The organism is Prosthecobacter fluviatilis, assembly GCF_042655725.1.
GTDB classification, from domain to species: domain Bacteria; phylum Verrucomicrobiota; class Verrucomicrobiia; order Verrucomicrobiales; family Verrucomicrobiaceae; genus Prosthecobacter; species Prosthecobacter fluviatilis.
The window spans coordinates 579,370-605,882 of sequence record NZ_JBHSMQ010000002.1 but is presented as its reverse complement, the minus strand read 5'-3'; the positions used below and the strand labels follow the sequence as shown (position 1 = coordinate 605,882).

Below are 26,513 nucleotides of genomic sequence, written 5' to 3'. Positions count from 1 at the left end.
CACCACGCAAGGCGCGCGCCAGCTCATCGAGCCAACGAGCGCCACGAGACACCCGAAAGCGGTGGCTCCGATGCAGGCTTGCGCCTCGCATCTGCGCGACCGCACTCCAAAAGGCTGACGCGCCAGCGGGAGCCGTGATGCCTTCGCGAACGCGGAGCGTCCTGGAGTGCGGTCATCGCCGTGAATTACCGCGCCCTGTTTGGTGCCCCGGCCAGAAGGGGCGCTGGACTCGTGGCAAGAGATCGAGTGGCACTTCGAGTGCTCATCCCACCAAACGCCTGCGGCCCTTCAGGCCGCATGGCGCATCGCCGTCTCCCGAGCCTCCTCAGGCCGCATGGCCACAGCGCCTGCGCTTCAGGAGCATCCCCACCCTTCACCGTCTCAATCTCTTTCGGCGGCGGCGCAACACATAGGCGCATCAACGAAGCCTCTGCTGGCGCGATCCAGGCACCTCAAAATCAACGCCTCGATGGCTCGACCATCGTCAATCCACCGGCTGAGCTCCGTGGGCATGCGCGATTGACGATTGATCAACAACCGATTGTGGATTGCAGAAGTTTCTTTCCCGCGGCCCGCAAGTTCCAGCCCCGTTGCGAGGTGCGCCTTGCTTTCGGGCACATCAGCGCCCACGCTGGCCCGTCCCCTGCTTTCATCCATGCCATCCATGCGCAAAACCAAAATCCTCTGCACTCTCGGACCTGCCACGGAGAGTCCTGAAGTCCTCGCCAATTTGATCGCCAAAGGCGCCGACGTCATCCGCCTGAACATGAGCCACGCCTCGCACGACTGGGTGCGCACCGTCTATGGCCGCGTGCGCGAGGCCGCCGCCGCCTCCAAGCGCGAGATCGCCGTGCTCATGGACCTCACCGGCCCGAGCATCCGCACCGGAGACGTGGAGCAGCCCTGGCAGCTCCAGGTGGGAGACACCGTGGAGTTTCGCTGCAAGCCCGACGTGCCCTCCACCACCGCGTACTCCGTGACGGTGAACTACCCGGAGCTGGGCAAGGACCTCAAAGCCGACGACGTCATCATGGTCGATGGCGGCATGATCCAGATCAAGGCCACCGAAGTCTCCACCCTCCGCGTCATCGGCACCGTCATGACCAAAGGCGAGATGAAATCCCGCCGCCACATCAATCTCCCCGGCGTGCCCGTGCGCCTGCCACCGCTCACGCAAAAGGACTACGCAGACCTCGACCTCGGCGTGGAGCTGGGCGTGGATTTCTTTGCCCTCAGCTTTGCCCGCGAGCCCGGCCACCTGCAGCACCTGCAGCTCCTGCTGGAGCAAAAGCAGAGCAAGGCGCGCGTCATCGCCAAGATCGAAAACCAGCAGGCCATCGACAACATCGACGCCCTCGTGGAGGCCTCCGGCGGCATCATGATCGCCCGTGGGGATCTCGGCAGCGAGTGCCCCATCGAGGACCTGCCGCTCATCCAGCGCCAGATCGTGGAGCGCTGCTCCTACCACGGCCGCAAGGTCATCGTGGCCACGCAGATGCTGGAGAGCATGATCGAAAACCCCGTGCCCACCCGCGCGGAAGTCACCGACATCTTCAATGCCGTCATCGAGCAGGTGGACTGCGTCATGCTCAGCGGTGAAACGAGCGTGGGCCGCTACCCCGAGAAATGCGTGGAGGTGCTGGACACCGTGATCAGCCGCATCGAGCAGAAATATCCCTCCGGCCGCTTTGCCAGCGACGCCCCGCTGAAGACGAACAAGCACAAGACCGTGAAGGCCGCCATCCTGCTGGCCAACAGCATCCCCGGCAGCAAGCTGCTCGTCTTCACCATCAAAGGCGTCATGGCGCACCTGCTCGCGCATCAGCGCCCGGAGTTTGCCCCCATCTTTGCCTTCACGCCCAATCTCCACGTCAGCCGCACGCTCGTCACCGCCCGTGGTGTGAACCCCTTCGTGCTGCCCTTCATCGAAGGCCAGCCGGAGGACAGCATCCGCGGCGCGCTGGACCTGCTGCGCCGGGAAAAGCTCATCAAGCACGGAGACCCCCTCGTCATCCTCAGCGACGCCCTCTACGACGGCGTGAATGTGGACGCCATCCTGCTGCGCGAGGCTTGAAAGCGCCGGGCCGCTCCGCCAATCTAGCCGGAGCCGCCCGTATTTCCTGATGATGCGCCTCCTCCTCCTGCTTCTCGTTTCCCAGCTCTGCACAGCCGCAGCGCTGGCAGACACCCGCGTCTTCGTCAGCCTCGTGGGTACGCTGCTGGAGGCGGAGATCACCGCCGTCTCCGGAGACAGCGTGACGCTGAAGCGCGCCAGCGACCAGCAGTCCCTCGTCGTCAGCCGCAGGACCCTCTGCAAAGAGGATGGCGCCTACATCGCCCGCTGGGCAGCGCAGCACGCGGAGCAGCCCCCCGCCACCGCACCCGCCACAGCGGGCACCTCAGCGCCAGCGCAAAAATTCCGCCTCTTCTGCCAGATCCTGCCGGCCAGGAACAACCGCAGCTCCGGCGACACCGACCAGCGTGTTTTCGAATGCACCTACAGCTTCAGCCTCAGCAATCAGGAGGTGACACGCGACCTGCGGGGAGCCCGGGGCCTGGCCCTCATTCTGGGAAAAAACGCCGCTGAATCCAACGGCGACCTCATCGTGCTGCAAAAGGAGGAGTTCGACATCTCCATCCCCGCAAAGTCAAAAATGGTCCACATCACCCAGCCCGTGCGCCTGACCTACAACGTGGGGGTGAATGCGCCCATCGCAGGCGTGAAAAGCTACGGCTACGTGCTCATCATCCGCGACGCCGCCGGAGCCCTCCTGCATGTGGAGGCCAACCCGGACACCAGCGCCAGATACATCCGGGAAATCCTCTCCATCACCGAAGTGCCCTGCATGGTGGACCGCGAGTTCCGGCCCAATCCCCGGGCCGAGCTGCCGCTGGGCTACATCAGCTTCTGAGGCCTCCGCATTGAACACAGTCGCGCGCCTAGCTGTCATAAGCCATCAGCCTGTACATGCAGGCGCCACTTCCCGCTCCTTTCTTATTTCCCGCCCAGCCTCCATCCCAGCACGCCCTGCATCTGCCCCCGGCAGGGACGCCGCAGCATGCGTGCCGGAGGCGGTGCCCCATCCCTTTCGCGGCCCCGTGGCCGCACCCACCCCCACAAACCCCTGACCTCCCCCACCCCATGAAACTCACTCTTTTCCTTCCAGCACTCGCCGCCCTGGCGCTCGCCTCCTGTGTCGACCCCATGTTTGCCGGCGGCGGCTACGGCGGTGGTTACGGCTACGGCGGCTACAACACCTACAGCACCCTGCCGCCAAACTTCACCGGCAGCGCCTACTACTACCAGGGGCGCTACTACTCCGGCGGCCAGTACCAGACCGGCAGCTACATCTACCAGGGCCGGCGCTATACCAGCCGCTACTACCACAACGGGCACTACTACTACGGCGGCCAGCATCACCACCACACACAGCCCTACCGCCCCAGCGGCTACCGCCCGCAGCCGAGCTACCCCTCCGTGCCGCGCCCCACCGTGCCGCCACCCTCTGCCTACCGCCCGGTAAACACCTACCCGACGAACAGCCACCCCTCCGGCGGCTACCGCCCCACCAGCAGCTTCCCCTCAAACAGCCACCCCTCCGGCAGCATCCCCTCCGGCAGCTACCGCCCCTCCGGCAGCCATCCGTCCAACGGCCACCAAAACGGTCATCACAACGAGCATCAGCAGGACTGGCGCCGGTCTTCCAACCGCCGCTAGCCGCACATCGGCGCCAGGAGCGTGAGCGTGAGGGGATGATGCCAAATCCCTCACCTCAGCGCCCCTGGTTTCACCGCACAGCAGGCGGCGCCCTACTCCTTGGTCAGCGCCTCATCCGTGTTTAGCAGCAGCAGGCACAGGCCCGTCCACGCAGCGTGCTCGCCGGCGTCCAGCGACTCATCCCGTTTGGACTCCCCCACCGCCAGCAGCTTCAGCGCCGCCGCGCGGTCTGCCGACTGCTGCTGCCTCAGTTTGCCCAGCTGCGCCTTCAGCAGCGCCGCCTCCGCACGCGCGGGCTCACGGCACAGCACCAGCCGGAAGGCCTGCGCCAGCGCCGCGTCCTCATTGCCACGATTTGCCAGCAGCACACGCTGCGCCAGCGCACGCGCCGCCTCCACATACGTCACGTCATTCAGCGTCACCAGGGCATGCAGCGGCGTGTTGGTACGCGTGGCCTTGATCACGCAGGTCTGCCGCGCGGCATTGTCAAACAGCATGGTGGGCCCCACGATGCGCCGCCAGAAGACATACAGCGTGCGGCGGTAGAGCGCCTCGCCGTGGTCCTGCACGTAGCTCTTTTTGCCAAACGTCGCCTCCTCCCAGATGCCCTCGGGCTGGTAGGGCTTCACCGCAGGGCCGCCCAGCCTGCCCTGCAGCAGGCCGGAGACAGCCAGGGCCTGGTCCCGCAGCATCCACGACGGCATGCGAAAGCGCGGCCCGCGTGCCAGCCAGCGGTTCTCGGGGTCGGCCTGCGCATCGGTGATCTTGGACGACTGCCGGTAGGTCTCGCTCGTCACGATCAGCCGCAGCAGCGCCTTAACATCCCAGCCGCTCTCCATGAACTCCGCCGCCAGCCAGTCCAGCAGCTCGCGCTGCGGCGGCACCTCGCCCTGCAGGCCGAAGTCCTCCGCCGTCTTCACCAGCCCCACGCCAAAGAGCGCCTGCCAGAAGCGGTTCACCGTCACACGCGCCGTCAGCGGATTGTCACGGCTCACCATCCATTGCGCCAGTCCCAGGCGGTTGCGCGGCGCATCCGGCTTCATGGCGGGCAGGCTGGCGGGCACGTTGAAGCTCACCTTCGTGGCGGTCGGCTTGTCATACGCGCCCTTCTCCAGCACAAAGGTCTCGCGCGGCGCGGGCAGCGTGTCCATGATCATCACCTTGGTCACGGCGCTGGTGGCAGAGACACGCGCACGCACCGCGGCGAGCAGCCGCTGCAGCAGGTTTGTGTAGGCGGCGTCCTTGTCCTTGAAATAGCTCACCGCCTCCAGCAGCGGGTCCACGCCCCGGTTCTTCGGCTCCGTCTTGGCGATGTAGCTCGGCAGATTTCCCGGCAGCCTCATGGCCTCGGACTCCGTGAGCGGCCTGCCTGCGGGGCGCGGAAATTTCGTCAGCTCAAAGGCCTCCACCTCCGCCGCGACGGCGTTCACCTTTTCAGAAGCCGCCTTCACCTGCGCGAGCTCCGCCGCCGTGGACATGTCCATGGCCGGGGCCGCCTGCCCGCTGCGCCCTTTGCCATCCTCGCTCGTCTGGTTGAAGACATCGTAGAGCCCGTAGTAGTCCCGCATCGTCAGCGGATCAAACTTGTGGTCATGGCACTTCGAGCAGCCCATCGTCAGCCCCAGCCACACGGTGCTGGTCGTCTCCACGCGGTCCATCACATTCTCCACCCGCGTCTCCTCGGCGATGCGGCCGCCCTCGCCGTTGATCATGTGGTTGCGGTTGAAGCCGGAGGCCAGCTTCTGCTCCTGTGTCGCCCCCGGCAGAAGATCGCCCGCGAGCTGCCAGACGGTGAACTGGTCATAGGGCATGTTGGCATTGATGGCCTGCACCACCCAGTCACGCCACGGCCACATGGTGCGCTCGGGGTCGCCCTGGTAGCCGTTGGTGTCCGCATAGCGCGCCGCATCCAGCCAGTCCCAGGCCCAGCGCTCGCCAAAGCGCGGCGAATCCAGCAGCCGCGCCACCGCCTTGTCATACGGCAGCCCCAGTTCATCCGGCGTCGGCGGCAGTCCGGTCAGGTCCAGAAAAACACGCCGCAGCAGCGTCGCCGCAGCAGCCCGTGGCGCAGGCTTCATCCCCTTCTCCGCCAGTTTGGCCCGCACCAGGGCATCGATGGGATGCTGCGCCCCCACGTCTGGAATCCTGGGCCGCTCAATGCGCTCAAAGGCCCAGTGCGTGCCCCACTTTGCCCCTTCGTCGATCCACTGCTTCAGCAGCCTCTTCTGCGCCTCCGTCAGCGTGCGGTTGCTCTTCGGCGTGGGCATCACCTCATCCGGGTCCGTGCTGAAGATGCGCTCGATCAGGGTGCTCTGCGCGCTCTTCCCCGGCGCGATGGCCGCCACCCCCTCCTTCACCGCCTTGGCCTCCTTTTCCACATCCAGCCGCAGGTCCCCTTTGCGCTCCCTGGCATCCGGCCCGTGGCAGAAGTAGCATTTGTCCGAAAGGATCGGCTGGATGTCCCGCGAAAAATCAATCGACGCCGCAGGCAGGGCGGAGCAGAGGCTGAGGAAAACGCAAAAGGCACGCATGGCGGGACGGATGGAGCATACGATCTCCGCAGCTTCACTATTGCCAAACCTGCAAGGCAGATCCTAGCATGCCCCATGCACATCCCGACCCTCATCGAGCACAAACGCGACGGCGGCGTGCTCACCTCCGAGGAGATCCGCTTCGTCATCAGCGCCTTCACCCGCGGCGACATGCCGGAGTACCAGATGAGCGCGCTCGCCATGGCCATCTACTTCCGGGGCATGACGCCGGAGGAAACCGCCGCGCTCACCGAGGCCATGCTGCACAGCGGCAGCATGCTGCTGTGGAACGACCACGACCCCATGCGCGTGGACAAGCACAGCACCGGCGGCATCGGCGACAAAACCTCGCTCATTCTCGCGCCTCTGCTGGCCTGCGACAACGTGTGGGTGCCCATGATTTCCGGGCGCGGCCTCGGCATCACGGGCGGCACCCTGGACAAGCTGGAGAGCATCCCCGGCTTCCGCACGCAGCTCAACGAGGTGGAGATCCACAACATCATCGACCGCATCGGCTGCGTGATGGTGGGCCAGACCGCCGGCATCTGCCCGGCGGACAAGAAGCTCTACGCCCTGCGCGATGTCACCGGCACCGTGCCCAGCGTGCCGCTCATCACCGCCAGCATCATGAGCAAGAAGCTCGCCGAGGGCCTCAACCGCCTGGTGCTGGATGTGAAGTGGGGCAGCGGCGCCTTCATGAAAACGCAGGAGGAGGCGCGCCGCCTGGCCGACAGCCTTGTCACGGTTGGCAATGCCATGGGCGTGCGCTCCAGCGTGCGCCTCAGCGCCATGAACGAGCCCACCGGCGAGTCCGCCGGGAATGCGCTGGAGGTGGCCGAGTGCGTGCGCTGCCTGCAAGGCCACGGCCCGCAGGACCTGGAGGACATCGTGCTCGATCTCGCCTCCGCCGTTTCCATCTCCCCCCGCGCCGACCTCGCCGCCATGCTGCACCGCGGCGACGCCTGGCGGAAGTTCCAAAAGATGGTGGCGGCGCAAGGTGGCAACGTGGACGCCCTGGAGCGGATGACCACCGTGCATCGCGCGCCCTTCATCGGCGAACTCAAGGCCCCCGCCAGCGGCATGCTCACCCGCATGGACGCAGGCGGCATCGGCCACGCCGTTCTCGAACTCGGTGCCGGCCGCTCCAAAGCCGCCGACCCCATCGACTACGCCGTGGGCTGCGACCAGATCGCCAAAACCGGCACCCACGTGCAGGCCGGCGATGTGCTGCTGCGCGTGCATGCGCGAACCAAAGGCGCGCTGTTTCGCACGCTCGATGTCCTGGCAGAGTGCGTGGAGATCGTGTGAGGCGACGCTCGAGAACTGCGCCGTTTCCCTGCACTAGTCACCGGTTGCGGACAGAAAGCCCCATGTTAGCTTTGCCAAAATGAGCACCAAAGAGCAAACCCTGTCCTGGCTGGCCGAACTGCCGGAGGATTCGCCCGCCTGGCGCGAGCTGCATGATGATGCCCGATTGCTGCGTGACATCGCGATGGCCGAGGCAGATGTGCGAAACGGACGTGAACGCCCCATGGCGGAGGCTAAAAAGCTGCTGGAACACAAATGGGCTCAACGTCGCTCCAAGTCCGCCTGACCGATTCGGCACTGAACGATCTCCATGAGATCGACGACTACTGGTGCCTGCATGGTGATCCAGAGCGCGGAGAGCAGTACGTCCGCAACCTCATCGAGAAAGCAGAGACGGAGCTGTCCTCGCCCCTGCGGGCGCAAAGTGGCCGCCCGGTGCGTGTGTCGGTCCTGCCAGGCACACGGGAGATTTTGGCCTTTAAGGGCAGCTACAGGATCATCTACCGGATTGACCCGGCCGAGAGCGTCGTTCACATCCTGCGCTTCTGGCACAGCCATCGCCATGAGCCGGATTGGGGCGAAGGCAGCGGGGGCTCCCATTAGGCGGAGCCCTCGACGGCAGCAGGCCCCAGCGCAATTCTCCATGCTTGAGAAACCTTGATGCCCCCGTACCTCTTCCGCATGAACCGCCGCCGCTTTCTCCAGACCACCGCCGCCGCCGCGCTGCTGCATGAACCCTCGCAGGCCGCGCCGCCTGCCACGCGCATCATCGACACGCACACGCATTTCTATGACCCCGCACGCCCCGGCGGCGTGCCGTGGCCCGGCAAAGGCTCTCCGCTCTACCGCACCGTGCTGCCCGCCGACTGGCTGGCCGTGGCCGCACCGCATGGCGTCAAAGAAACCGTCGTCGTCGAAGCCAGCCCGCTGGTGGAGGACAACCAGTGGATCCTCGACCTCGCCGAGAGGGAAAAGAGCATCGTCGGCTTTGTGGGCCATCTCGATCCCGGTGCAGACTTCGCAGGCCACCTGCAGCGCTTCGCCGCCAATCCCATCTTCCGCGGCGTGCGCTGGAGCGGCGCCCATCTGCAGGATGCAGCAAAGCAGGACGCCGTGCTCTCCGGCGCCAAAGCGCTGGCCAGCCACGGCCTGGAGCTGGACCTCAACGGCAGCCCCGCCTACCTGCCGCATGCCGCCAAACTCGCCGCCGATGTCCCCGACCTGCGCGTGCTCATCAACCACCTCGGCGCCTCCGGCGATCCCCAGTCCCTGCGCCCCGAGTGGAAGGAAAACATCCGCACCGTGGCCAAACAGCCCAACGTCTTCATGAAAGTCTCCGCCCTGGTGGAGCAGCTGAAGTGCGACTACGGCAAAGCCCCGACCGACACCGCCTACTACCTCCCCGTGCTCGACCACCTGTGGGAATGCTTTGGCCCCGACCGCCTCATCTACGGCAGCGACTGGCCCGTCTCCGACAAAGGCGCCACGTATGCCGGCGTCTTCAAGGTCGTGGACGAGTACTTCCGCGCCAAGGGCGCCGACGCCTGCGAGAAGTACTTCTGGAAGAACTCGAAGGCGGCCTATCGCTGGGTGGAACGCACCTGAACCTCCGATGACCCGTTTCAAAAAGCGTCTTTTGCTCACCCTTTTCGCAGCCGTCGGAAGCTTTGTGCTCGCCACCCTGCTTCTGGCTCTGGCGGGGCTGCGGGATGACATCGGCAAAACGGATGTGGCCCTCGTGCTCGGCAGCAAGGTGGAGCCCTCCGGAAAGCCCTCAGCGCGCCTGCAGGCACGGCTGGACGAAACCGTGAAGCTGTACATGGCAGGCTGGTTCCCCTGGGTCATTGCCAGCGGAGGCCTGGGCAAGGAAGGATATGATGAGGCCGTCGTCATGCGTGACTACCTCGCAGCTCACGGCGTGCCTCAAGACCGCATCCTTTTGGACAGCCAAGGAAACACCACCTTCGAAAGCGCCCAGAACACCCTGCAAATCCTGCGGGAAAAACGGCTCAAAAGCGTCTTCGTCATCTCCCAGTATTTCCATATCCCCCGCTCACGCCTGGCGCTCAAGCGCAGCGGCATTGAAGAAATACGCTCCGCATCCCCAGGCTACTTTGAGCTGCGCGATCTCTACTCCGCGCCACGCGAGCTGCTCGGCTATTTCAGCTACCTGCTGCGGAGCTTCGACAAGAAATGATTGTGACTTCCATTTCATCTTCCGGCATACGTCATTCCTGCCTCCCCCCATGCGCCTCGTCCTGCAACGCGTCTCCTCCGCCTCTGTCACCGTCGAAGACACCATCACCGGCCAGATCGGTACCGGGTTCCTGATCCTCGCAGGCATCGAGCACGAGGACACAGCCGAAGACCTCACATGGCTGGTGCAGAAGGTCACGCAGATGCGCGTTTTTTCAGACGCCGAGGGAAAGATGAACCTCAGCGTGAGGGACATCGGCGGAGATCTGCTGGTGGTCAGCCAGTTCACGCTGCATGCCAGCACCAAAAAAGGCAACCGCCCCAGCTTCATCCGCGCAGCGCGCCCCGAGACTGCCATCCCCCTCTACGAGCAGTTTCTGGCGCTTCTGGAGGCCGAGATGGGCCGCCCCGTGGCACGCGGCATCTTCGGGGCCGACATGAAGGTGGCTTTGGTCAACGACGGCCCCGTCACCATCTGCATCGACTCGCGGGCCCGGGAGTAAAGTTGCCCTGTTCCTGCGGAACAAGGAAACACTCCGCTGACAGCCAATCATGCGCTTGTCCTAATACCACGCACAGCTGAAAACGGGTCTCATGGGTGAAAGCCAGCATTCCATGCGGCCAGCCAGCGCTCTGGAGGAGTGGGATCGTCCCGATCCCACAGGCTCCCTCATCATCCAGCGCCCTCGAACATCCACGAACACGCTGCAGGAGGGGGGATCAAGATGATCCCCCTCCGTCGCTGCGGCGAAGCCTCCGGCGGAGTGGGATCGTCCCGATCCCACACGCTCCCGCATCGCCCTGCGCCCTCGAACATCCACGAACACGCTGCAGGTGCGGGGATCAAGATGATCCCCCTCCGTCGCTGCGGCGAAGCCTCCGGCGGAGTGGGATCGTCCCGATCCCACACGCTCCCGCATCGCCCTGCGCCCTCGCAGATCCACGAACACGCTGCAGGTGCGGGGATCAAGATGATCCCCCTCCGTCGCTGCGGCGAAGCCTCTGGCGGAGTGGGATCGTCCCGATCCCACACGCTCCCGCATCGCCCTGCGCCCTCGCAGATCCACGAACACGCTGCAGGTGGGGGGATCAAGATGATCCCCCTCCGTCGGATCGTGCCTCCACCTTCAGACCCGTTTTCATCGCATCGTGGTATAACACGATAGCCATGACCAGCGCGGGCGGTCTCCTTGTTGCACAGCAACAAGGCTGCAACGAAAAAGGGCGGACCGGAGTCCGCCCTTCTGTTTTGGGTTTGGGTTTTGGGGGGAATGATCAGGCAAGTCGTGGCTTCACCAGCGTCTCCAGGCGGTTCACACCACGGCGGATGCGAGCTTTGATCGTGCCAAGAGGCTCATGCAAACGCTCGGCCACCTCGGCCTGGGTCAGGCCGCTGAAGTAGGTCAGCTCGATGGCCTCGCGCTGGTCGTCCGTCAGGCGGGACACCGCGCTGTGCAGGATGGTGTCGCGCTCCTTGGTCTCCAGGTTTTCGTGGCCGGAGGGCTCAAACTCGTACTGGTCCTTCTTGTTCTCTGTCTCAAAGTCGTCGTTGAGGCGTGAGCGGCGCTGCTTGGAGCGGATGCGGTCGATGGCGCGGTTCCGGGCCAGGGTGGTCAGCCAGGTCAGGGGCTTGCCTTTGCGGGGCTCATAGAGGTGGGCCTTGTTCCAGACCTGCACCAGCACCTCCTGCATCACGTCCTCGGTGTCGTGATGATCGTTCAGCACATTGGAGATCGAGGCGAAAATCAGGCCGCTGTACTTCTTGTAGAAGATCTGGAAGCTGGCGGAATCGCGTTCGGCGATGCGCTTCAGAAGCCGGATGTCTTCGATGACGCTGGGATCTAACTCGGGGGTCGTTTCAGTCGCGTTCATGATGAGGGGTGGTTGACTAACGAGTTCGACAATTGCGACAAAACAGGGTTTCGTCAAAGATTTGTTTTATTTTTGTCTAATAAAAAGTGACCTTTGTCTAACTTCCGCCACAAGGCAGTCGAAATAAAATGGACGCAGGTGTGAGACAGCAGGCCGAGTTTTATTCCCGTTTGTCCAGAATTTCGCACGCTGTTGTCGAAGATTTGCAGCCCGCCGCGTGCTGTAGACACCCAGACACAAGGCCACGCAGGCCCCTGCCCCCATGGGCTGTCTAAGTTTGGCAGGCCTGCGACCCTCGCCGCAGCTTGGCTATTGGGGGCCTTTTTTCTTCCCCGCTTTCCTGGCGGGTGCATTGGCGGCGCGGCCATCCGGCTTGGCGGGATCGTAGGCCGGGTTGGGCGTGGGCATCAGGGCACCCACGTCCTTCTGCCAGGCGTGGAGCTCGGCCAGCATGGCCTTGACCCGCTCGGGCTCCTGGGCGGCGAGGTTTTTGGTCTCGCCGAGGTCGGTCTTGAGATTGAAAAGCTCCGGCTGCTGCTCGTTCTCGGACCACTGGATGAGCTTCCAGTCTCCCTGGCGCATGGCCGCCCCGGGGGCTCCGCCCTGGTTGCCGTAGTGGGGGTAGTGCCAGAAAAGCGGGCGCTCCGGCAGGTCTTTGCCCTCCAGCAGAGGGCGCAGGCTCACGCCGTCGGTCTTGGCGGCGGGCATGCTCCCGGTCACGTCCGCCAGGGTGGCAAAGTAGTCCGGACTGCACACCGGCGTGGCCACCTGGGTGCCCGGCTTCACCACACCCGGCCAGCGCACGATGAGGGGCTCGCGGATGCCGCCCTCATACAGCCAGCCCTTGCCGCCACGCAGCGGCAGATTGGAGGTGGGGGAGCCCTCGCTCGTGCTCAGGCCGCCGTTGTCAGAGGTGAAAAAGACGAGCGTGTTTTTGTCCAGGCCCAGTTGTTCCAACTTAGACAAAACCTTGCCCACGGCGGCGTCCATGGCCTCCACCATGCCGGCATAGACGGCGTGCTCCTGCACCAGCCGCACATCGCGCGGCTCCTCGCGGCCAAACTTGGGCTCCAGGCCCAGCTTCTGGCGCTTGGCCTCGTACTTGGCCTGCAAATCCGGGCGCGACTGCAGCGGCGTGTGCACGGAGTAGAAGGAGAAGCAGACAAAGAAGGGCTGCGCCTTGTGCGCCTCGATGAACTTGCCCGCCTCTGTGGCCAGCCGGTCTGGCAGGTGCTCGCCGGGCGGGCCGTCGGGCAGGCGCGGGTTGTCGTAGGGCACGAAGTATTTCCCTCGTCCGTAGGGGCCGCCACGGTCAACGCCGCCCATGTTCACATCGTAGCCCTGATCCTCCGGCCAGAAGCCCTCGGGGCCCAGGTGCCACTTGCCACCAAAGAAGGTGGCGTAGCCTGCGCTTTTCATGAGCTCTCCCAGCGTCACCTCCTCATGCGCCAGGCGGTCGGAGTAAGGAGCGGGCAGCAGGCGCGTGTTGCGCTTCCAGCCTTCCGGCTTCAGCGGCGCGCCGATGTAGTCCGTGATGCCCGTGCGCTGCGGCCAGCGCCCTGTCTGGATGGCCGCACGCGTGGGCGAGCACACCGGGCAGGCCGCGTAGGCATCGGTAAAACGTGCGCCCTCCTTTGCCAGGCGGTCGATGTTGGGCGTCTCGTAAAAGGTGCTGCCGTAGCAGCCGAGGTCTCGCTGGCCCAGGTCATCCACCAAAAAGAAGACCACATTGGGCCGCTCGGCGGCGGAGAGTGCTGCGGCAAAGCCACCCAGAAGAAGCAGGGATTTCCAAAACATGACCCCTAAAAACGCCGCCCCATCGGGAACCTTGCCCTCATTCTGCCCCCGCCTTTCCCCCTTGCACGCGGGCCGAATCCGCCGACTCTACGCGCCCTTTTTTCCGCCATGATCCCCAACGCCTACCGTTCCCTTCACTGCAACGCCGTCCGCTCTGAGCACATCGGCCAGACCGTCACCCTGTGTGGCTGGGTGAATTCGGCCCGAGATCATGGCGGCGTCATCTTCATCGACCTGCGCGACCGCGAGGGCCTGACCCAGGTGGTCTTCCGCCCGGAAGAAAACGCCGAGCTCGCCGCCCAGAGCCACACTCTGCGTGACGAAGACGTGCTGCAGATCACCGGCAAGGTGGCCGCCCGTCTCAAGGGCACCGAAAACGCCAAGCTGGGCACCGGCGATGTCGAAATCGTCGCCACCGAGTGCAAGATCCTCAACAAGGCCGATGTGCTGCCCTTCCAGCTGGACCGCGAGCTGTCCAACGAGGACATGCGCATGAAGTACCGCTACCTGGACCTGCGCCGCGAGCGCATGAGCAAAAACATCCGCACGCGCCACAAGATCACCAACGCAGCACGCAACTACCTCGACGGAGCTGGCTTCATCGAGGTCGAAACGCCGATCCTCAGCAATCCGACGCCCGAAGGCGCACGCGACTTCCTGGTGCCTGCCCGCTTGAACCCCGGCAAATTCTACGCGCTGCCGCAGGCCCCGCAGCAGTACAAGCAGCTCATGATGGTGGCCGGTCTGGAGCGCTACTTCCAGATCGCCCGCTGCTTCCGCGATGAAGACCTGCGCGCCGACCGCCAGCCGGAGTTCACCCAGATCGACATCGAGGCCAGCTTCATCCAGCGCGACGACATCGTGAACCTCGTCGAAGGCCTGCTCGTGAGCATGTTCAAGGCCGGCACCGGACGCGACATCCCCGCGCCCTTCCCGCGCATGACCTACCAGGAAGCCATGGACCGCTACGGCTCCGACAAGCCGGACACGCGCTACGGCAACGAGATCGTGGACATGGCCGACGTATTCGCGAACAGCGGCTTCAAGATCTTCCGCACCACCATTGAAAACGGCGGCGTCGTGCGCGCCATCAATGCCAAGGGCTTTGCCGGCATCACCACCGGCCAGATGATCCGCCTCAACGAGATCGCCACGCAGGCCGGCATGAAGGTCAAGCAGCTCGCCTTCATCAAGGTGGAGCGCGATGCCAACGGCGTGCTCGAGTACAAGAGCCCGCTGTGGAAGTTCTTCAGCGAAGACGAGCAGAAGGCCCTCATCGCCAAGCTCGGGGTCGAGGAAAACGACATCGTCTTCTTCTATGCCGGCACCTGGCAGGAGGCCTGCGACATCCTCGGCCGCGTGCGCGTGGAGATCGCCAACATGACGCAGCTCACCAAGGACAGCACCGCGCTGAATTTCCTGTGGGTGGTGGACTTCCCGCTGCTAGCCCAGGATGCGGAAACGCAGAGCTGGGTGGCCGTGCATCATCCCTTCACCCGTCCAAAGACGGAGGACATCCCGCTCATGGAAGCCGGCGAATACGCCAAGGTGCGCGCCGAAGCCTACGACGTGGTGCTCAACGGCTACGAACTCGGCGGCGGCTCCATCCGAATCCACGAGAAGGATCTGCAGGCCAAGCTCTTCAGCGTGCTCGGCGTGAACGAAGAGGAGCAGGCGCACAAGTTTGGCCACATCCTCGACGCCTTCCGCTTTGGCGCACCTCCTCACGGCGGCCTCGCCCTGGGCCTGGACCGCATCGCCATGCTGGTGAGCGGCGAGGACAGCATCCGCGAAGTGATCGCCTTCCCGAAAAACAACAAGGGCAGCGATTTGATGACGGACAGCCCGACCCAGATCGACTTCAAGACCCTGCGCGAAATCTACATCCAGAGCACCTGGAAGGAGAAGAAGCCCGAGGCAGCGGTTGCTGCTGCGCCGGTGGCGTAAAGTTGCTTTGTTGCTGTGCAGCAAACGATCCCCTGTTCCGCAAGGACAGGGGATTTTTATTTTCTCAGCGCCCGCATCAGCGCTTCCATCTCCTCTTTCACATCTCCGGCCTGCCCCACCGTCTGCACGATCTCCGCCTTCACGGCTTCGCGAAAACGTTTTCGCAGGCGGTGCACGGCCACCTTCACGGCCTCGATGCTCATGCCAAGTCTCGCAGCGGCCTCGCTTTGCGGGACGGCATCGCCTTCGGCGGTCAGCCACGGTTTCAGCGCATCGAAGTGCGTGGATTTGCCATCGTCGCGCATGTCACGCTCCAACTGCGCAAGGGCACGCGCCAGCAGCGTCAGGGCCCATTCACGATCAAAGGCCGCATCCGGTGCTTCGATGCTAGTGTCCGCGATTTGCAGTCCCGCGCCGGTCTGCTCGGAGCCGCCGTCGAGCACCGCATGGGCGATGCCTCCGCCGCGCTTGGCTGCATGATCACGCTCCCGCTGGTTGGCGGCAAAGCGTTTCAAGACCGTGAGCAGGTAGCTGCGGAATTTCCCGCGCAGGGGATCAGCACCGTCAATCGTCCCGCCCTCAAGCAGCTTGGCAAAGAAGTCATGCGCCAGATCCCGCGCCACATCCTCCGCACGCCCGTCCCGCCGCAGGAAGGCCACCACCGGCGCGTAGTAGGCCGCACACAGCTCGCTCAGCGCCGCCCGCGCCTGCGCATCATCACCGCGCGAGCGGGAGACCAGCGTCCAACGCGTGTCGTGGAAAGAGGAGGTCATGGGAGGGGCGGGATCTTCACGTGAGTAAAAGTCACGCTTTGGATCTTGCGGCTGCGAAACTGAAAAGACTCCACTTCGCTGAGCGAAACCCGGAAGCTCCGTCGCTGAACGATGTTTCCTCCGTTTCCAGCCCACGACAAATCTAGCGACCCGGTGCTGCCGCCGTTTTTCAGCCGCGCCACGGCGTCATAGAGAGTGTCGTAGGAACCCATGGACCATGAGACAAAGGCCAGATGCCGGGAGTCGTCTCCAGGCCCGGCAAGCATGCAGTCCTTGCCGAGCCACCCCGCCCCCTGCCATGTGGATGGAATCACATTGCCAAGCTGCCATGGACCGATGGCATACCGCAGAGTGATCTGAACTTCCGAAGGCAGCCTGCCAATGCGCCCGGGGCTGAGCACATACCCCATCAATGGATAATTTCGCCCCGCCAGACCATTGCCCGGCCCCATGAGGCTGCCATCGCGATCTTTTATCGGCAGGCCGCTCGCATCACTGATTTCCACCCCGACCGCGCTGTAAGGATCAAAGTCCGGATGTTCAAACCACATCTGCAGCCAGCAGTCTTCAGCACCCGCAGAGCACATGGAATCTCCCGATGATGCGGTGACGAGACGCCGGGATTCTTCATCGTCCAGCGGCTTTCCCTCCGGAGAATACAACGGCCATTCCCAGCTTTGCTGGTTCCGCTGCAACCGCACAAACCGCAGCACGGGCTTTTGATCCAGAGCATGGGCGGTGCCTTCCACCACAGGCGGAAGTGCGGCGTCAGGCGCTTCCGGCCACACATCCGCGCCCGCCTTCCACGCCTCCCTGGGCCAGTATGGAAACAGCATCTTCCCGATGATCTTGTCCCACGGCATGGAGAATTCCTCCGGCCTGCCGTCGCGTTTCAGGTGCAGGCCTTTGGGCTCCACGGCGACGACACGCGCGAGCCAGGTCTGGCCGCTTTCGTGTTCGTAAACGACAAGCTCTCCGGGAGCAAAGCCCGTGTTGAGCTTGGAAGCGAGCCACGAACTGCGGCTGGCGATGCCAAACGCCTTCCCGGGCGGAACCGAATACGAAGCCCCGATGAAGGCGCGGATGAAAAACATCAGCACGATGATGGGGATGGCGACCTCGATGTTCCTCACCAGCCGGTGCGGCTTGATGGCGGGCAGGCCCACGGGATGACGGCGCATCCACACCAGCGTGGAAACGATGGGGGCAGCCACCGCGACCAGTGTCAGCGCAGTGGCCGCCCAGGCATAGGCGTCCTGGTGTCGCGGGAGCTGATAAAAGCCCGCGATGCCTGCGGCGATGATCGTGAACGACCAGCAAAAGAGATGCCGGCCACACACGGCGTTCACATCGTACCAGCGCTGATCGGACGCAAAGGTGGAGGGCAGCCGCACACCGTAGAGGGAGTTCATCGGGACCAGGCGCAGCCAGAGCGGCAGACTCAGCGCTGCGACGAGGAGGCCCGCAGTTTCAACACTGGTAGCAATGATGATCTGCGCAGTCACGCCGGCAGCGCCCGCATGGAACCACTGACGGGTCAGGCATACGAGCGCCAGCAGCAGCAGGAGAGATGCGGGCAGAAACCAGAGCACGCGGGAGGGGCGCTCATACCATGATGTGGCACGCTGCGCACCGCCGCAGGCCTCGTATTCGAGCTGCCTGCGCGCCCACCACGGCATGAAGACGGATGGCAGCATCAGCGGCAGCCAGATCCAGGTCACAAAAGGTCCGGTCACGCGGGTCATCTTCACCAGCCACTGCAGCGGACCCGGCATGAGGGCCAGATTGTCCGCCACGTACGGCGCATGCACCTGCGCCCCCATGCCCATGGCGAATGCGTACACCTGGCCACCATAGCCATGGACGCAGGCCACGAGCCCGCCCACCCCCTCCCAGCCCAGCGCCATGCCGCCTGCGGCAAAAAAACCCACTCCTATGCCGCCATAGGCCAGCAGCCATGCCAGCGCCAGCCCGCCCCACGAGACAAGGCCAAGGCTCATGCCCCCTACCGCCACCACGCCCACAGCCAGCCCCCCACACGCAAACAACCCGCGCGCATTGCCCCCAAAGGCCACCACGCCCACCGCCCTGTCCCCAAAGGCAAAGAAGCCGCGCGCCGTGCGCTTGCGCCCTGTCGTGGGATCAATGCCAGAGGTCACATGCAGCAGCGGCATGCCAAAGAGCGTGCGCCTGGTCTTGTACTCAAAGCTCTGAAACTGCCATGCCAGCGAGCGCCGCATCTGCGGCGGCATGGCGGCCACGCCCTCGATCTGTGTCTTAAACTCTCCCGCGCTCTGCTGGCGGCGCTCGCGCTCCTTGGCCAGTGCCCTGAACACGATCTCGTCCATGCCGCCATTAACCGCCGCCTTTTCAGAGGGGGCGGCAAAGCGGCCCAGCGGCAGCTCGCCGGTGAGCATCTCGTAAAACACCACGCCCAGGCTGTAGATGTCCGCGCGGTGGTCCACGGTGGCGGGCTTCTCGATCTGCTCCGGCGCCATGTAGGGCGCGGTGCCCAGCCGTGCGCCGCTTTGCGTCAGCATCATCTCATCGCCACCGTTTTCATCGAGGATCTTGGCGATGCCAAAGTCCACGATCTTCACGCGGCCCTGCGCATCCAGCAGGATGTTCTCGGGCTTGATGTCACGGTGCAGCACGCCCTGGCTGTGGGCGTATTGCAGCGCCTCGCACATCACGGGTACGATGCCCAGCGCCTGCTCCGGCGTGAAGCGCCCGGCGCGCATGGCCTGGCGCAGGTTCACACCATCCACATACTCCATGATGAGGTAGCAGAAGCCTCCGCTCTCGCCAAAGTCATGCACGGTGACGATGCCCGTGTGGCTCAGCCGTGCCAGCACGCGCCCCTCCCGTGTAAACCTCTCCGCAAAGCCCGGCGTGGCCGCCAGCGACTTTGGCAGCACCTTCAGCGCCACGATGCGGTCCAGCCGCGGCTGCCGTGCCTTGAAGACGGCGCTCATGCCACCGTGGCCGATGAGATCGAGGATTTCGAGATCAGGAAACGCAGCCGCAATCTCCGCCACGGAGGGCAGCTCCGCACGGGAGAGCGGCAGCGTGTCCGCGCCCCCGTCTGTGGGCATGGCGGCTGCAGCCATCAGGTCGGCCGGATTCAGACCGTGAAAGGGATCGTTCGGAGGGGTGGGGGAGTCCATGACACCGGCTGCATGGGGAAAGTGGCGGCAGAGGTTACACACGATCCTGCCCCACTGGCCAGAAACTTCGGCCCCGAGGGTGGAATCCTTTCTTGCGCAAAGCTGGCGAAACCGTCACACTCACGGACCAACCAGCCACCTGAACCCGCCATGCGCCGCTACGCGCTGCCCAGCCTTTTTCTGCTACTCATGTCCATCACCGGTCCGTCATCTGCCGCCAGCGTGGAATCCCGCACCTGGGGCCAGACACCGGCGGGAGAGGCGGTGCAGCTCTTCACGCTGAAAAACACCGGCGGCATGGAGGCTCACATTTGCACCTGGGGCGGGTACATCGTTGCGCTGAAGGTGCCAGACAAAAAGGGCGCCCTCGCGGATGTGACGCTGGGCTTTGACAGCCTGGACGGCTACCTGGGCAGGAACCCTTTCTTTGGCTGCATCACCGGCCGCTACGCCAACCGCATCGGCGGGGCAAAGTTCACGCTCGATGGCGTGGAATACCCCGTGACGGCCAACTCCGGCAAACACCAGCTGCACGGCGGCAAGGCGGGCTTTGACAAGAAACTCTGGGCCGCCAAAGCGGTTCAAGACGGGGTGGAACTCAGCTACACCAGCCCCGACGGCGAGGAAGGCTACCCGGGCACCCTGAAGTGCACCGTGACCTACACGCTCACGCCGGACAACGGCCTGAAGATCGACTACTCAGCCACCACGGACAAACCCACCGTGCTGAACCTCACCAACCACGCCTACTTCAACCTCTCCGGCGAAGGCAGCGGCGACATCCTGGGTCACGAGCTCACCATCCCCACGGACAAGATCACCGCCACGGACGACGACCTCATCCCCACCGGAGAGATCGCCAGCATCCAGGGCACGCCGCTGGATTTCACTGCACCGCACGCCATCGGCGAGCGCATCGGCGCGGACTTCAAGCCGCTCATCCAGGGCATCGGCTACGACCACAACTACGTCCTCTCCGGCAGCGGCCTGAAGCTGGCTGCCACCGTCAAAGACCCCGCCAGCGGCCGGGTGATGACCGTGCGAACGACGGAGCCCGGTGTGCAGCTCTACACCGGCAACCACCTCAATGGCGTGCCTGGCAAAGGAGGGCATATTTATGCAAAGCGTCATGGCTTCTGCCTGGAAACGCAGCATTATCCCGACAGCCCGAACCATCCCAGCTTCCCAGGCACCATCCTGCGCCCCGGGGAAACTTTTCACAGCACCACGATTTACCAGTTTTCCGCCGAGTGAGCGCCACCACCACCGTCCTGACAGATCGAGTCCCCCTGTTTGAAACCCAGCCCCCTGCCTTCATTCAGGAGCAGGATTTTGCCGCGAGGCAGTACCGGGGCCGCCGCGACAACCAGGAGGACTACTATGCCTTTGCCGATGCGGCAGAGCCCGAGGAGCGCAGCCTGGAGCGCCTGCTCCTCGTGGTGGGAGACGGCCTCGGTGCGCATGCCGGCGGCAGCGTGGCCAGCTACATCGGGGTGAACGCCTTTGTGCGCGCCTACCACGAGCAGGACGGTCCGCACTCCTGGAAGCTCAAGCACGCCATCGAGACGGCCAATGAAACGCTCGGCATCATCACCAGCCGCATGCCCAGCGTGGCTCCGCCCATGGGCACCACCATGGTGGGAGTGCTGATCACGCCCAAGACCATGGAATGGATCAGCGTGGGCGATTCCCCCCTCTTCCTCTTCCGGGATGGCGTGCTGCACCGCCTCAATGCCGACCACAGCCTTTCCCCGCTCATCGACGCCCGCGCCGAGCGCGGAGAGATCACCCGCGAGGAGGCCGAAAACCACCCCGACCGCCACACGCTGCAGGCCGCGCTGCTGGGCATGCCGCTGGCCATGATCGACACTCCCGCCGAGCCCTGGCCCCTGAAGAAAGGCGACATCATCATCGCTGCCAGCGACGGCATCTTCACCCTCAGCCACAAGGCGCTGGAGGAGCTGCTCAGCTTTGGCAAGCACACCACGGCGGACAAGATCGCCGACGCGATCATCTTCGCCATCCGCCGCATCAACAACGACCGCCAGGACAACACGACGGTGGGTGTGGTGAAGATCGGGTAGCGGCGAAGCGTGCCCAGCAACAGCCTGGTTCAACGAGCAGGGACTTCAGCATGCTTGGACGTAGGATGGGTGTGGCGAAAGCCCGCCCGTCCATGAGCGTACGGCAAACACTGTGGCGTGCGAACGTCCTCGCAGTCGGGCGGTTTGGCGGAGCATGCCATGGAGCATCACTACGCACTCGACGCCAAACACACCCAACCTACGACCAGAATGGCAACAAGCCGGATATTCAGAAGCGCATGACCGGCTTGTCCGGATCATCCGGATCGGACATGTCCGCCTCCAAGGCCCAGCGCCAGCCAAGCCTCAGCAGCCAGAGACCACCAACGAGCGACACTCCGCATGAGATGCCGTAGAAGCGCAGCAGGCTCCCTTTCTTCACGATTTCGGCGGATTGAATGGTGAGGTAGCAAACCCAACCGGAGGCGATGGCATATCCGACAAGCGCGATGCCCACCAGACCGATGACACAGCCTGCCGGTGTTGCCTTGGTGGGAACCTCCATGAGAGCAGAATCTGCGCGAAGCAGAAAAGCTGTCTCTTACAATCCCAGCTCCCTTTTCACGATGCCCACCCCCGCCACCATGCTGGCCAGCTTCTTCTTCGCAGCCCAGCGTGCGGTTTGAGACAGGCCGCAGTCTGGCGCAAACACCAGCTTGTCCGCAGGGGCGTGTTTCAGGCAGGCGCGCACGGCGTCGGCGATCTGCTCCGGTGTTTCGATGTGGTAGCTTTTCACATCGATGATGCCCACGGCCACGTCGTAGCGTTCGGCCATCGGTTGGATGACCTCCAGCTCGGCGTATTCACGATTCGCCATCTCCACGTGCACCTCGTCGCAGTGCAGATCGAGGAAGGCAGGAAAGAGCGGGGCGTATTTCCGCCAGCCCACGGGGTGGCCTTTGAAATTGCCAAAGCACAGGTGCGTGCAGATGCGCGTCTTTCCATAGCCGCTGCTCACGGTGCGGTTGAAGATGTCCACAAAGCGCTTGGTATCCTCGCGGTAGCCGTAGCAGCTCATGCTCGGCTCATCCACGCAGATCTCCTCCGCACCGGCGGCCACGAGATCGGCGATCTCCTTGTTCACGATGGGCAGCAGCGCCTCGGTGATGGCGTAGCGGTCCTGATACCGCGCATTGGGCGCCAGCCGCCCGCTGAGGGTGTAGGGGCCGGGGACAGAGACCTTGAGACGCTTGCCGGTATGTGAGGCCAGACGCTTGAGCCTCTCATACTCCTCCACGGCTCCCAATCCTCGCGGAGCACGCAGCTCTCCCACGATCTCATGCTTGCCGCGCTGATCATGTGCCGGAGGCCCAAAGCGGCGCGGGCTGGCGGGCTCCAGCGCAATGCCCTCGATGAAGCCGTAGAAGGATAAATTGAAGTCAAAGCGCGTCTGCTCGCCGTCCGTGATGACGTCCAGCCCGGCCACGATCTGGTCCTGAATGGCCACCTGCGCGGCGTCATCCTGCAATTCCGCGATATCCGCGCTGCCGAATTCCCCGAGGTGCCGGGCGGAAAACTCGAGCCACCCGGGAAAGGGATAACTGCCAATGACAGAGGTGCGGAGGGGTTGGGTCTGCATGTGGAACAGCTTATCGACGCAAGATGCTCAGCGTCAAAGCCAAGCCGCAAAACACAACCGTTGCGGCGGAAAGGTTCATTCGGCTCACCCACCCCCAAAACTAAACCTTAGTTTAGTTTTCAATGACAGTACTAGTCAGTGATAGTACTCATACAACCATCTAACCTTATGAAATACAACCATGTTTTCATTTTGGCTTTAGTCAATTGCTGTACCATTTCATCCCTTTACTCCCAAACTTCAATTGTAGGCAGCGGGAGCAGTTATAACGATATTTTCCCTTCATCCACCCCCGTCACCTACGATGTCCCGGGTGGAGGACTGGCCTCGATCACGCTCTCCAATGGCTCCACCACTGCAACCCGGGGGCTGTGGGACCTCACCGCTCAGGGCGGGGCCAATGCCACGATCCTGGCGAGCCTGACCGAATCCGCCGCGCAGGTGGCTTTGAACGGCTCGGCCCTGCAGTTCCAGATCACCAACGACAACAATTCGCTGCTCGGCCTCCTGGGTGTTGGAGCCAGCATCCATTACGCGTGGCAGGCGGTGGCCTATTTCGACACTCCTGGAGATGTGCTCAACTACACACCCAACACCCATTACAGCATCAGCTTTGATGTGGATGGCAACAACGGCCTGCTCAGTTCTGTGCTGGGCTTGAACCCGAGTTTCACCTTTGAGCTCATCGACGGGCTGGGGAACACGCTGACGAGCAGCAACAACACTACCCAGATCAACATCGCAGGACTGCTGGGTTCAGGGGTGACGACAGGCACGGTGAATCTGGACTACCTCCTGGGCGGCACAGCGCCCAGCGGTCCCATAGGCGTGCGGTTCATCGGTGATGCGCAGGTCGGAGCCACCGCGCTGAGCCTGGGGACAGACTTTGCCACCATCTCGAACCTGAACATCAGCGCCACCCCTGTACCGGAGCCCGGAGGCAGTTTGCTGATCGGCTCCGTAGGTGTTGCGGCTCTGCTGAGACGGAGGCGGCTGAGCTAAGCCCCCAGCCCCGCATAATACGGCGCGATGCGCCGTGCGTGCTCGTCATAGGCGGCCTCAAACAGCTCGGTCGCTTTCGCTGCGCCGACGACGGCTCCGGCGGTGAGTACTTTTGGAGGCTGGCCAGCTTTGGTGAGGCGATCGGCCACTTCGGCTTTGATGGCATTGACGAGCAGACAGCCGCCCACGGTGCTGCCGGGAGCCACGGGGGTGTCGAGGTTTTCGATCTTGATCATGGCATCGCCAACGGGTGCGCCGGTGTCGAGGACGATGTCTGAGAAGTCCTGGAGCTTCTTGCCCTCACGATGGCGGCTGGTGCTGGCCTGGCTGTGCACCGTGCTGATGATGCCCACGACTTTGACGCCTCGCTTCTGAAATTCCTCGGCCATTTCCACCGGCACCACATTGCAGCCGCTGCTGGAGATGACGAGCGCGCTGTCGCCGGGCTTGAGATCAAAATTCCGCAGGATGCGATTGGCCAAGCCGCTGACGTTTTCCAGAAACATGGCCTGACGCTGGCCGTTCGCGCCGACGACGAGATTGTGGAAGGTCAGTGAGAGCTCGACGATGGGATTGAAGCCGGGGAAGGAGCCGTAGCGCGGCCACATCTCCTCCACCAGGATGCGGCTGTGGCCGGAGCCAAAGACGTGCACCATCTGCCCGGCGAGGATCGTCTGCGCGAACATGTCCGCCGCCTTCTGGATGAGCGGAAGCTGATCGCGGACGCGGTTGAGAAGGCCTTGGCTGGCGTCGAGGTATTGGAGGGCGGGAGTCATGAGTGTTGAAGAAGATTGAAAACAGAGCCGAGGCATCCGGCGCTGTCGCCGAGGGTGGCAGGGACGATGCGGGCCGCATTTCCGCCGGGACGCCATTCGAAGCCGTCCAGCGCCTGCTGCAGCGGGCCGAACAAGCGCTCCCCCGCCCCGGTGGCGATGCCGCCGCCGACGATCACGACCTCGGGGTCGAGCACGTTGATGAGGGAGGCAATGGCGGCAGCGAGATGCTTCACCGATGTGAGCCACACGGCGGCGGCGTGGGCATCGCCTGCGCCGTAGGCGTCAATCAGCGCATGCGTGGTGGCGTAGCGGCCCTCGCCGCGCTGGGAGATGGTCTGATTGCCGATGGCGTCCTCCAGGCTGCCGGGAGTGTTGAAATCATCGCACGGTGCATTGGCATCGACGGTGATGTGACCCAGATGCCCTGCCCGGCCGATCTTGCCTTTGAGCAGGCGTCCGCCGCTCCAGATCGCGCCACCGACACCCGTGCCGAGCGTGAGCATGAAGGCGTCCTGCGTGTCCTTCGCCGCGCCTGCCCACACCTCGCCGAGGAGGGCGGAGTGGGCGTCATTGAGCACCCGGCAGTCGCGCTCCAGAAAGACGGACCAGTGGAATTTCTCCAGCCCGTGCATGCGGCCCGGCATCCAGTCGATGCAATGGCCATCGGGATTTGCCAAACCGGGTGCGGAGAGGCCGACGCGGAGCTTCTGCCCGGCCTGCGCCTCAAACTCCTGAACGATCTCGCGCACCGTCAGGGCAAAGCGCGGGGTGTCGCCGTCGAATTCGCCATCGCGGGTGGGCTTCGAAAGCGCGGCCACGGTGCGAGCGCTGGCCGTTTCAACAAGCGCGGCCTTGATGTTCGTGCCGCCGAGGTCGATGCCGACGGCTAGTGGCTGGATGGAGGAAGTCATGCGGCCTTCAAGGGTCGTGGCGTTTGGATCAAGCATCTAGCAGCCAGCATCCGGAATCTGCCCCTCACTCACTGTCCACCCGCCGTCCACGGCGAGGACCTGGCCGGTGATGAACTTGGAATCGGCAGAGAGCAGCATCAGCGCCGCGGCATCGCAGTCTTCGGGCTGGCCGATGCGGCCGCCGTCGAGGGGCTGTTTGGTTTTGATGAAGTTCATGATCTCGTTGTTTCCCGCAGCGCGTTTGGACATCGGCGTCTCGACCAGCGCGGGGGCGATGACGTTCACTCGGATGTTTTGCGGCGCATAGTAGGCGGCGATGGATTTGCTGAAGCCGATGATGCCCGCCTTGGCCGCCGCGTAGGCGTGCGAGGCAAAGAACTGCGCGGAGGGCGAGTAACCCAGCACGCTGGCCATGTTGAGGATCACCCCGCCACCGCCCTGCTTGAGGAATTGCTTCACCGCAGCGCGGTTGGAGTAGATGACGGAGTTGAGGTTGAGAGCGAGCGTGTATTCCAGGCCCTCGTCGGTCAGCTCATGCAGCGGGCCATCTCCCCGGCTGCGGCCGCTGCCGCCGGCCACATGGTAGAGAGCGTCCAGCCGGCCAAATTCGGTGACGGCCAGCTCCACCGCGCGCTCGGCGGCCTCAGGCGTGGCGGCATCGGCAGCAAAGCCACGCGCCTGCGGGCCAAGCTCTGCCAGCGCGGCGTCCACATTCTCCTGCGTGCGGCTCGTCACCACCACCCGCGCCCCGGCGGCCACGAGCTTTTTGGCCGCAGACAGGCCCAGGCCTGTGGTGCCGCCCATGAGGATGATGTTCTGGCCGGAGACGGAATGCATGTTGAGTGAAGGAGT

General features: G+C 64.1%; 23 protein-coding genes. 13 read left to right on the top strand and 10 right to left on the bottom strand.

Annotated features, from left to right (window positions below):
• Window positions 1-664: 664 nt before the first annotated feature.
• The 3 genes from pyk to ACFQDI_RS07510 all read left to right on the top strand — a co-directional run bounded on the left by pyk (window position 665) and on the right by ACFQDI_RS07510 (window position 3,718).
• Window positions 665-2,074 (top strand): pyruvate kinase, encoded by a 1,410-nt coding sequence (pyk, locus tag ACFQDI_RS07520; RefSeq protein WP_377165034.1) that lies wholly within the window; start codon window positions 665-667, stop codon window positions 2,072-2,074.
• A 52-nt stretch (window positions 2,075-2,126) separates the two neighbouring features.
• A complete protein-coding gene (locus tag ACFQDI_RS07515) occupies window positions 2,127-2,912 on the top strand; it encodes a hypothetical protein (protein WP_377165032.1) in 786 nt (261 codons plus the stop codon).
• A gap of 230 nt (window positions 2,913-3,142) precedes the next feature.
• On the top strand, window positions 3,143-3,718 hold the full coding sequence (locus tag ACFQDI_RS07510; RefSeq protein ID WP_377165030.1) for a hypothetical protein: 576 nt from the start codon (window positions 3,143-3,145) through the stop codon (window positions 3,716-3,718).
• 92 nt (window positions 3,719-3,810) lie between these two features.
• On the opposite strand, the gene ACFQDI_RS07505 is transcribed toward ACFQDI_RS07510, so the two are convergent.
• Entirely contained in the window at window positions 3,811-6,249 is a 2,439-nt protein-coding gene (locus ACFQDI_RS07505; protein ID WP_377165028.1) for a PSD1 and planctomycete cytochrome C domain-containing protein, read from the bottom strand.
• Between the two features lie 75 nt (window positions 6,250-6,324).
• On the opposite strand from ACFQDI_RS07505, the gene ACFQDI_RS07500 reads away from it, so the two are divergent.
• The 6 genes from ACFQDI_RS07500 (at window position 6,325) to dtd (ending at window position 10,256) form a co-directional block, all read left to right on the top strand.
• Window positions 6,325-7,557, top strand: coding sequence for a thymidine phosphorylase (locus ACFQDI_RS07500; RefSeq protein ID WP_377165026.1), 1,233 nt, complete (start codon window positions 6,325-6,327; stop codon window positions 7,555-7,557).
• A 79-nt stretch (window positions 7,558-7,636) separates the two neighbouring features.
• A complete protein-coding gene (locus ACFQDI_RS07495) occupies window positions 7,637-7,843 on the top strand; it encodes a hypothetical protein (protein WP_377165024.1) in 207 nt (68 codons plus the stop codon).
• Window positions 7,813-8,160 (top strand): type II toxin-antitoxin system RelE/ParE family toxin, encoded by a 348-nt coding sequence (locus ACFQDI_RS07490; RefSeq protein ID WP_377165022.1) that lies wholly within the window; start codon window positions 7,813-7,815, stop codon window positions 8,158-8,160. Before ACFQDI_RS07495 ends, ACFQDI_RS07490 begins: the two co-directional genes overlap by 31 nt.
• A 78-nt stretch (window positions 8,161-8,238) precedes the next feature.
• On the top strand, window positions 8,239-9,162 hold the full coding sequence (locus ACFQDI_RS07485; RefSeq protein ID WP_377165020.1) for an amidohydrolase family protein: 924 nt from the start codon (window positions 8,239-8,241) through the stop codon (window positions 9,160-9,162).
• Between the two features lie 7 nt (window positions 9,163-9,169).
• Complete coding sequence (locus ACFQDI_RS07480; RefSeq protein WP_377165018.1) at window positions 9,170-9,754, top strand: YdcF family protein; 585 nt, start codon at window positions 9,170-9,172, stop codon at window positions 9,752-9,754.
• Window positions 9,755-9,803: 49 nt separating this feature from the next.
• Window positions 9,804-10,256, top strand: coding sequence for a D-aminoacyl-tRNA deacylase (dtd, locus tag ACFQDI_RS07475; RefSeq protein WP_377165016.1), 453 nt, complete (start codon window positions 9,804-9,806; stop codon window positions 10,254-10,256).
• Window positions 10,257-11,028: 772 nt separating this feature from the next.
• On the opposite strand, the gene ACFQDI_RS07470 is transcribed toward dtd, so the two are convergent.
• Together ACFQDI_RS07470 and ACFQDI_RS07465 are read right to left on the bottom strand one after the other, a co-directional pair.
• A complete protein-coding gene (locus tag ACFQDI_RS07470; RefSeq protein WP_377165014.1) occupies window positions 11,029-11,625 on the bottom strand; it encodes an RNA polymerase sigma factor in 597 nt (198 codons plus the stop codon).
• A 309-nt stretch (window positions 11,626-11,934) separates the two neighbouring features.
• Window positions 11,935-13,422, bottom strand: coding sequence for a sulfatase (locus tag ACFQDI_RS07465; RefSeq protein ID WP_377165012.1), 1,488 nt, complete (start codon window positions 13,420-13,422; stop codon window positions 11,935-11,937).
• A 108-nt stretch (window positions 13,423-13,530) separates the two neighbouring features.
• Between ACFQDI_RS07465 and aspS the strand changes: the two genes are divergently transcribed.
• Window positions 13,531-15,369 (top strand): aspartate--tRNA ligase, encoded by a 1,839-nt coding sequence (gene aspS, locus ACFQDI_RS07460; RefSeq protein ID WP_377165010.1) that lies wholly within the window; start codon window positions 13,531-13,533, stop codon window positions 15,367-15,369.
• A gap of 56 nt (window positions 15,370-15,425) precedes the next feature.
• On the opposite strand, the gene ACFQDI_RS07455 is transcribed toward aspS, so the two are convergent.
• Both ACFQDI_RS07455 and ACFQDI_RS07450 read right to left on the bottom strand, forming a co-directional pair.
• Window positions 15,426-16,142 carry an RNA polymerase sigma factor gene (locus ACFQDI_RS07455; protein WP_377165008.1) on the bottom strand — a complete coding sequence of 239 codons (717 nt, stop codon included), beginning with the start codon at window positions 16,140-16,142 and terminating at the stop codon, window positions 15,426-15,428.
• Window positions 16,139-19,309: a serine/threonine-protein kinase gene (locus tag ACFQDI_RS07450; protein ID WP_377165006.1), complete on the bottom strand. Its 3,171-nt coding sequence runs from the start codon at window positions 19,307-19,309 to the stop codon at window positions 16,139-16,141. The genes ACFQDI_RS07455 and ACFQDI_RS07450 overlap by 4 nt, the downstream gene beginning before the upstream one ends.
• Window positions 19,310-19,459: 150 nt before the next feature.
• On the opposite strand from ACFQDI_RS07450, the gene ACFQDI_RS07445 reads away from it, so the two are divergent.
• Window positions 19,460-20,563, top strand: coding sequence for an aldose epimerase family protein (locus ACFQDI_RS07445; protein ID WP_377165004.1), 1,104 nt, complete (start codon window positions 19,460-19,462; stop codon window positions 20,561-20,563).
• A complete protein-coding gene (locus ACFQDI_RS07440) occupies window positions 20,560-21,393 on the top strand; it encodes a PP2C family protein-serine/threonine phosphatase (RefSeq protein ID WP_377165002.1) in 834 nt (277 codons plus the stop codon). The genes ACFQDI_RS07445 and ACFQDI_RS07440 overlap by 4 nt, the downstream gene beginning before the upstream one ends.
• Window positions 21,394-21,622: 229 nt before the next feature.
• Here the strand turns inward: ACFQDI_RS07440 and ACFQDI_RS07435 are convergent, their stop codons facing one another.
• On the bottom strand, window positions 21,623-21,898 hold the full coding sequence (locus ACFQDI_RS07435; RefSeq protein ID WP_377164999.1) for a hypothetical protein: 276 nt from the start codon (window positions 21,896-21,898) through the stop codon (window positions 21,623-21,625).
• 36 nt (window positions 21,899-21,934) lie between these two features.
• On the bottom strand, window positions 21,935-22,972 hold the full coding sequence (locus ACFQDI_RS07430) for a methionine synthase (RefSeq protein ID WP_377164997.1): 1,038 nt from the start codon (window positions 22,970-22,972) through the stop codon (window positions 21,935-21,937).
• 168 nt (window positions 22,973-23,140) lie between these two features.
• Between ACFQDI_RS07430 and ACFQDI_RS07425 the strand changes: the two genes are divergently transcribed.
• On the top strand, window positions 23,141-23,974 hold the full coding sequence (locus ACFQDI_RS07425; RefSeq protein ID WP_377164995.1) for a PEP-CTERM sorting domain-containing protein: 834 nt from the start codon (window positions 23,141-23,143) through the stop codon (window positions 23,972-23,974).
• Here ACFQDI_RS07425 and ACFQDI_RS07420 read toward each other — a convergent pair.
• From ACFQDI_RS07420 to ACFQDI_RS07410, 3 genes are read right to left on the bottom strand one after another with little or no spacing between them, the layout of a single operon-like run.
• Window positions 23,971-24,750, bottom strand: coding sequence for a sugar isomerase domain-containing protein (locus ACFQDI_RS07420; protein WP_377164993.1), 780 nt, complete (start codon window positions 24,748-24,750; stop codon window positions 23,971-23,973). The two genes, ACFQDI_RS07425 and ACFQDI_RS07420, sit on opposite strands and share 4 nt — an antisense overlap.
• Window positions 24,747-25,661, bottom strand: coding sequence for an ROK family protein (locus tag ACFQDI_RS07415; RefSeq protein WP_377164991.1), 915 nt, complete (start codon window positions 25,659-25,661; stop codon window positions 24,747-24,749). The genes ACFQDI_RS07420 and ACFQDI_RS07415 overlap by 4 nt, the downstream gene beginning before the upstream one ends.
• Before the next feature lie 36 nt (window positions 25,662-25,697).
• Window positions 25,698-26,498, bottom strand: coding sequence for an SDR family NAD(P)-dependent oxidoreductase (locus ACFQDI_RS07410; RefSeq protein ID WP_377164989.1), 801 nt, complete (start codon window positions 26,496-26,498; stop codon window positions 25,698-25,700).
• Between the last annotated feature and the right edge of the window lie 15 nt (window positions 26,499-26,513).

Coding starts and splice junctions, on each gene's coding strand:
- pyk (WP_377165034.1), top strand. CDS start 665: ATGCGCAAAACCAAAATCCTCTGCACTCTCGGACCTGCCACGGAGAGT.
- ACFQDI_RS07515 (WP_377165032.1), top strand. CDS start 2,127: ATGCGCCTCCTCCTCCTGCTTCTCGTTTCCCAGCTCTGCACAGCCGCA.
- ACFQDI_RS07510 (WP_377165030.1), top strand. CDS start 3,143: ATGAAACTCACTCTTTTCCTTCCAGCACTCGCCGCCCTGGCGCTCGCC.
- ACFQDI_RS07505 (WP_377165028.1), bottom strand. CDS start 6,249: ATGCGTGCCTTTTGCGTTTTCCTCAGCCTCTGCTCCGCCCTGCCTGCG.
- ACFQDI_RS07500 (WP_377165026.1), top strand. CDS start 6,325: ATGCACATCCCGACCCTCATCGAGCACAAACGCGACGGCGGCGTGCTC.
- ACFQDI_RS07495 (WP_377165024.1), top strand. CDS start 7,637: ATGAGCACCAAAGAGCAAACCCTGTCCTGGCTGGCCGAACTGCCGGAG.
- ACFQDI_RS07490 (WP_377165022.1), top strand. CDS start 7,813: ATGGGCTCAACGTCGCTCCAAGTCCGCCTGACCGATTCGGCACTGAAC.
- ACFQDI_RS07485 (WP_377165020.1), top strand. CDS start 8,239: ATGAACCGCCGCCGCTTTCTCCAGACCACCGCCGCCGCCGCGCTGCTG.
- ACFQDI_RS07480 (WP_377165018.1), top strand. CDS start 9,170: ATGACCCGTTTCAAAAAGCGTCTTTTGCTCACCCTTTTCGCAGCCGTC.
- dtd (WP_377165016.1), top strand. CDS start 9,804: ATGCGCCTCGTCCTGCAACGCGTCTCCTCCGCCTCTGTCACCGTCGAA.
- ACFQDI_RS07470 (WP_377165014.1), bottom strand. CDS start 11,625: ATGAACGCGACTGAAACGACCCCCGAGTTAGATCCCAGCGTCATCGAA.
- ACFQDI_RS07465 (WP_377165012.1), bottom strand. CDS start 13,422: ATGTTTTGGAAATCCCTGCTTCTTCTGGGTGGCTTTGCCGCAGCACTC.
- aspS (WP_377165010.1), top strand. CDS start 13,531: ATGATCCCCAACGCCTACCGTTCCCTTCACTGCAACGCCGTCCGCTCT.
- ACFQDI_RS07455 (WP_377165008.1), bottom strand. CDS start 16,142: ATGACCTCCTCTTTCCACGACACGCGTTGGACGCTGGTCTCCCGCTCG.
- ACFQDI_RS07450 (WP_377165006.1), bottom strand. CDS start 19,309: ATGGACTCCCCCACCCCTCCGAACGATCCCTTTCACGGTCTGAATCCG.
- ACFQDI_RS07445 (WP_377165004.1), top strand. CDS start 19,460: ATGCGCCGCTACGCGCTGCCCAGCCTTTTTCTGCTACTCATGTCCATC.
- ACFQDI_RS07435 (WP_377164999.1), bottom strand. CDS start 21,898: ATGGAGGTTCCCACCAAGGCAACACCGGCAGGCTGTGTCATCGGTCTG.
- ACFQDI_RS07430 (WP_377164997.1), bottom strand. CDS start 22,972: ATGCAGACCCAACCCCTCCGCACCTCTGTCATTGGCAGTTATCCCTTT.
- ACFQDI_RS07425 (WP_377164995.1), top strand. CDS start 23,141: ATGAAATACAACCATGTTTTCATTTTGGCTTTAGTCAATTGCTGTACC.
- ACFQDI_RS07420 (WP_377164993.1), bottom strand. CDS start 24,750: ATGACTCCCGCCCTCCAATACCTCGACGCCAGCCAAGGCCTTCTCAAC.
- ACFQDI_RS07415 (WP_377164991.1), bottom strand. CDS start 25,661: ATGACTTCCTCCATCCAGCCACTAGCCGTCGGCATCGACCTCGGCGGC.
- ACFQDI_RS07410 (WP_377164989.1), bottom strand. CDS start 26,498: ATGCATTCCGTCTCCGGCCAGAACATCATCCTCATGGGCGGCACCACA.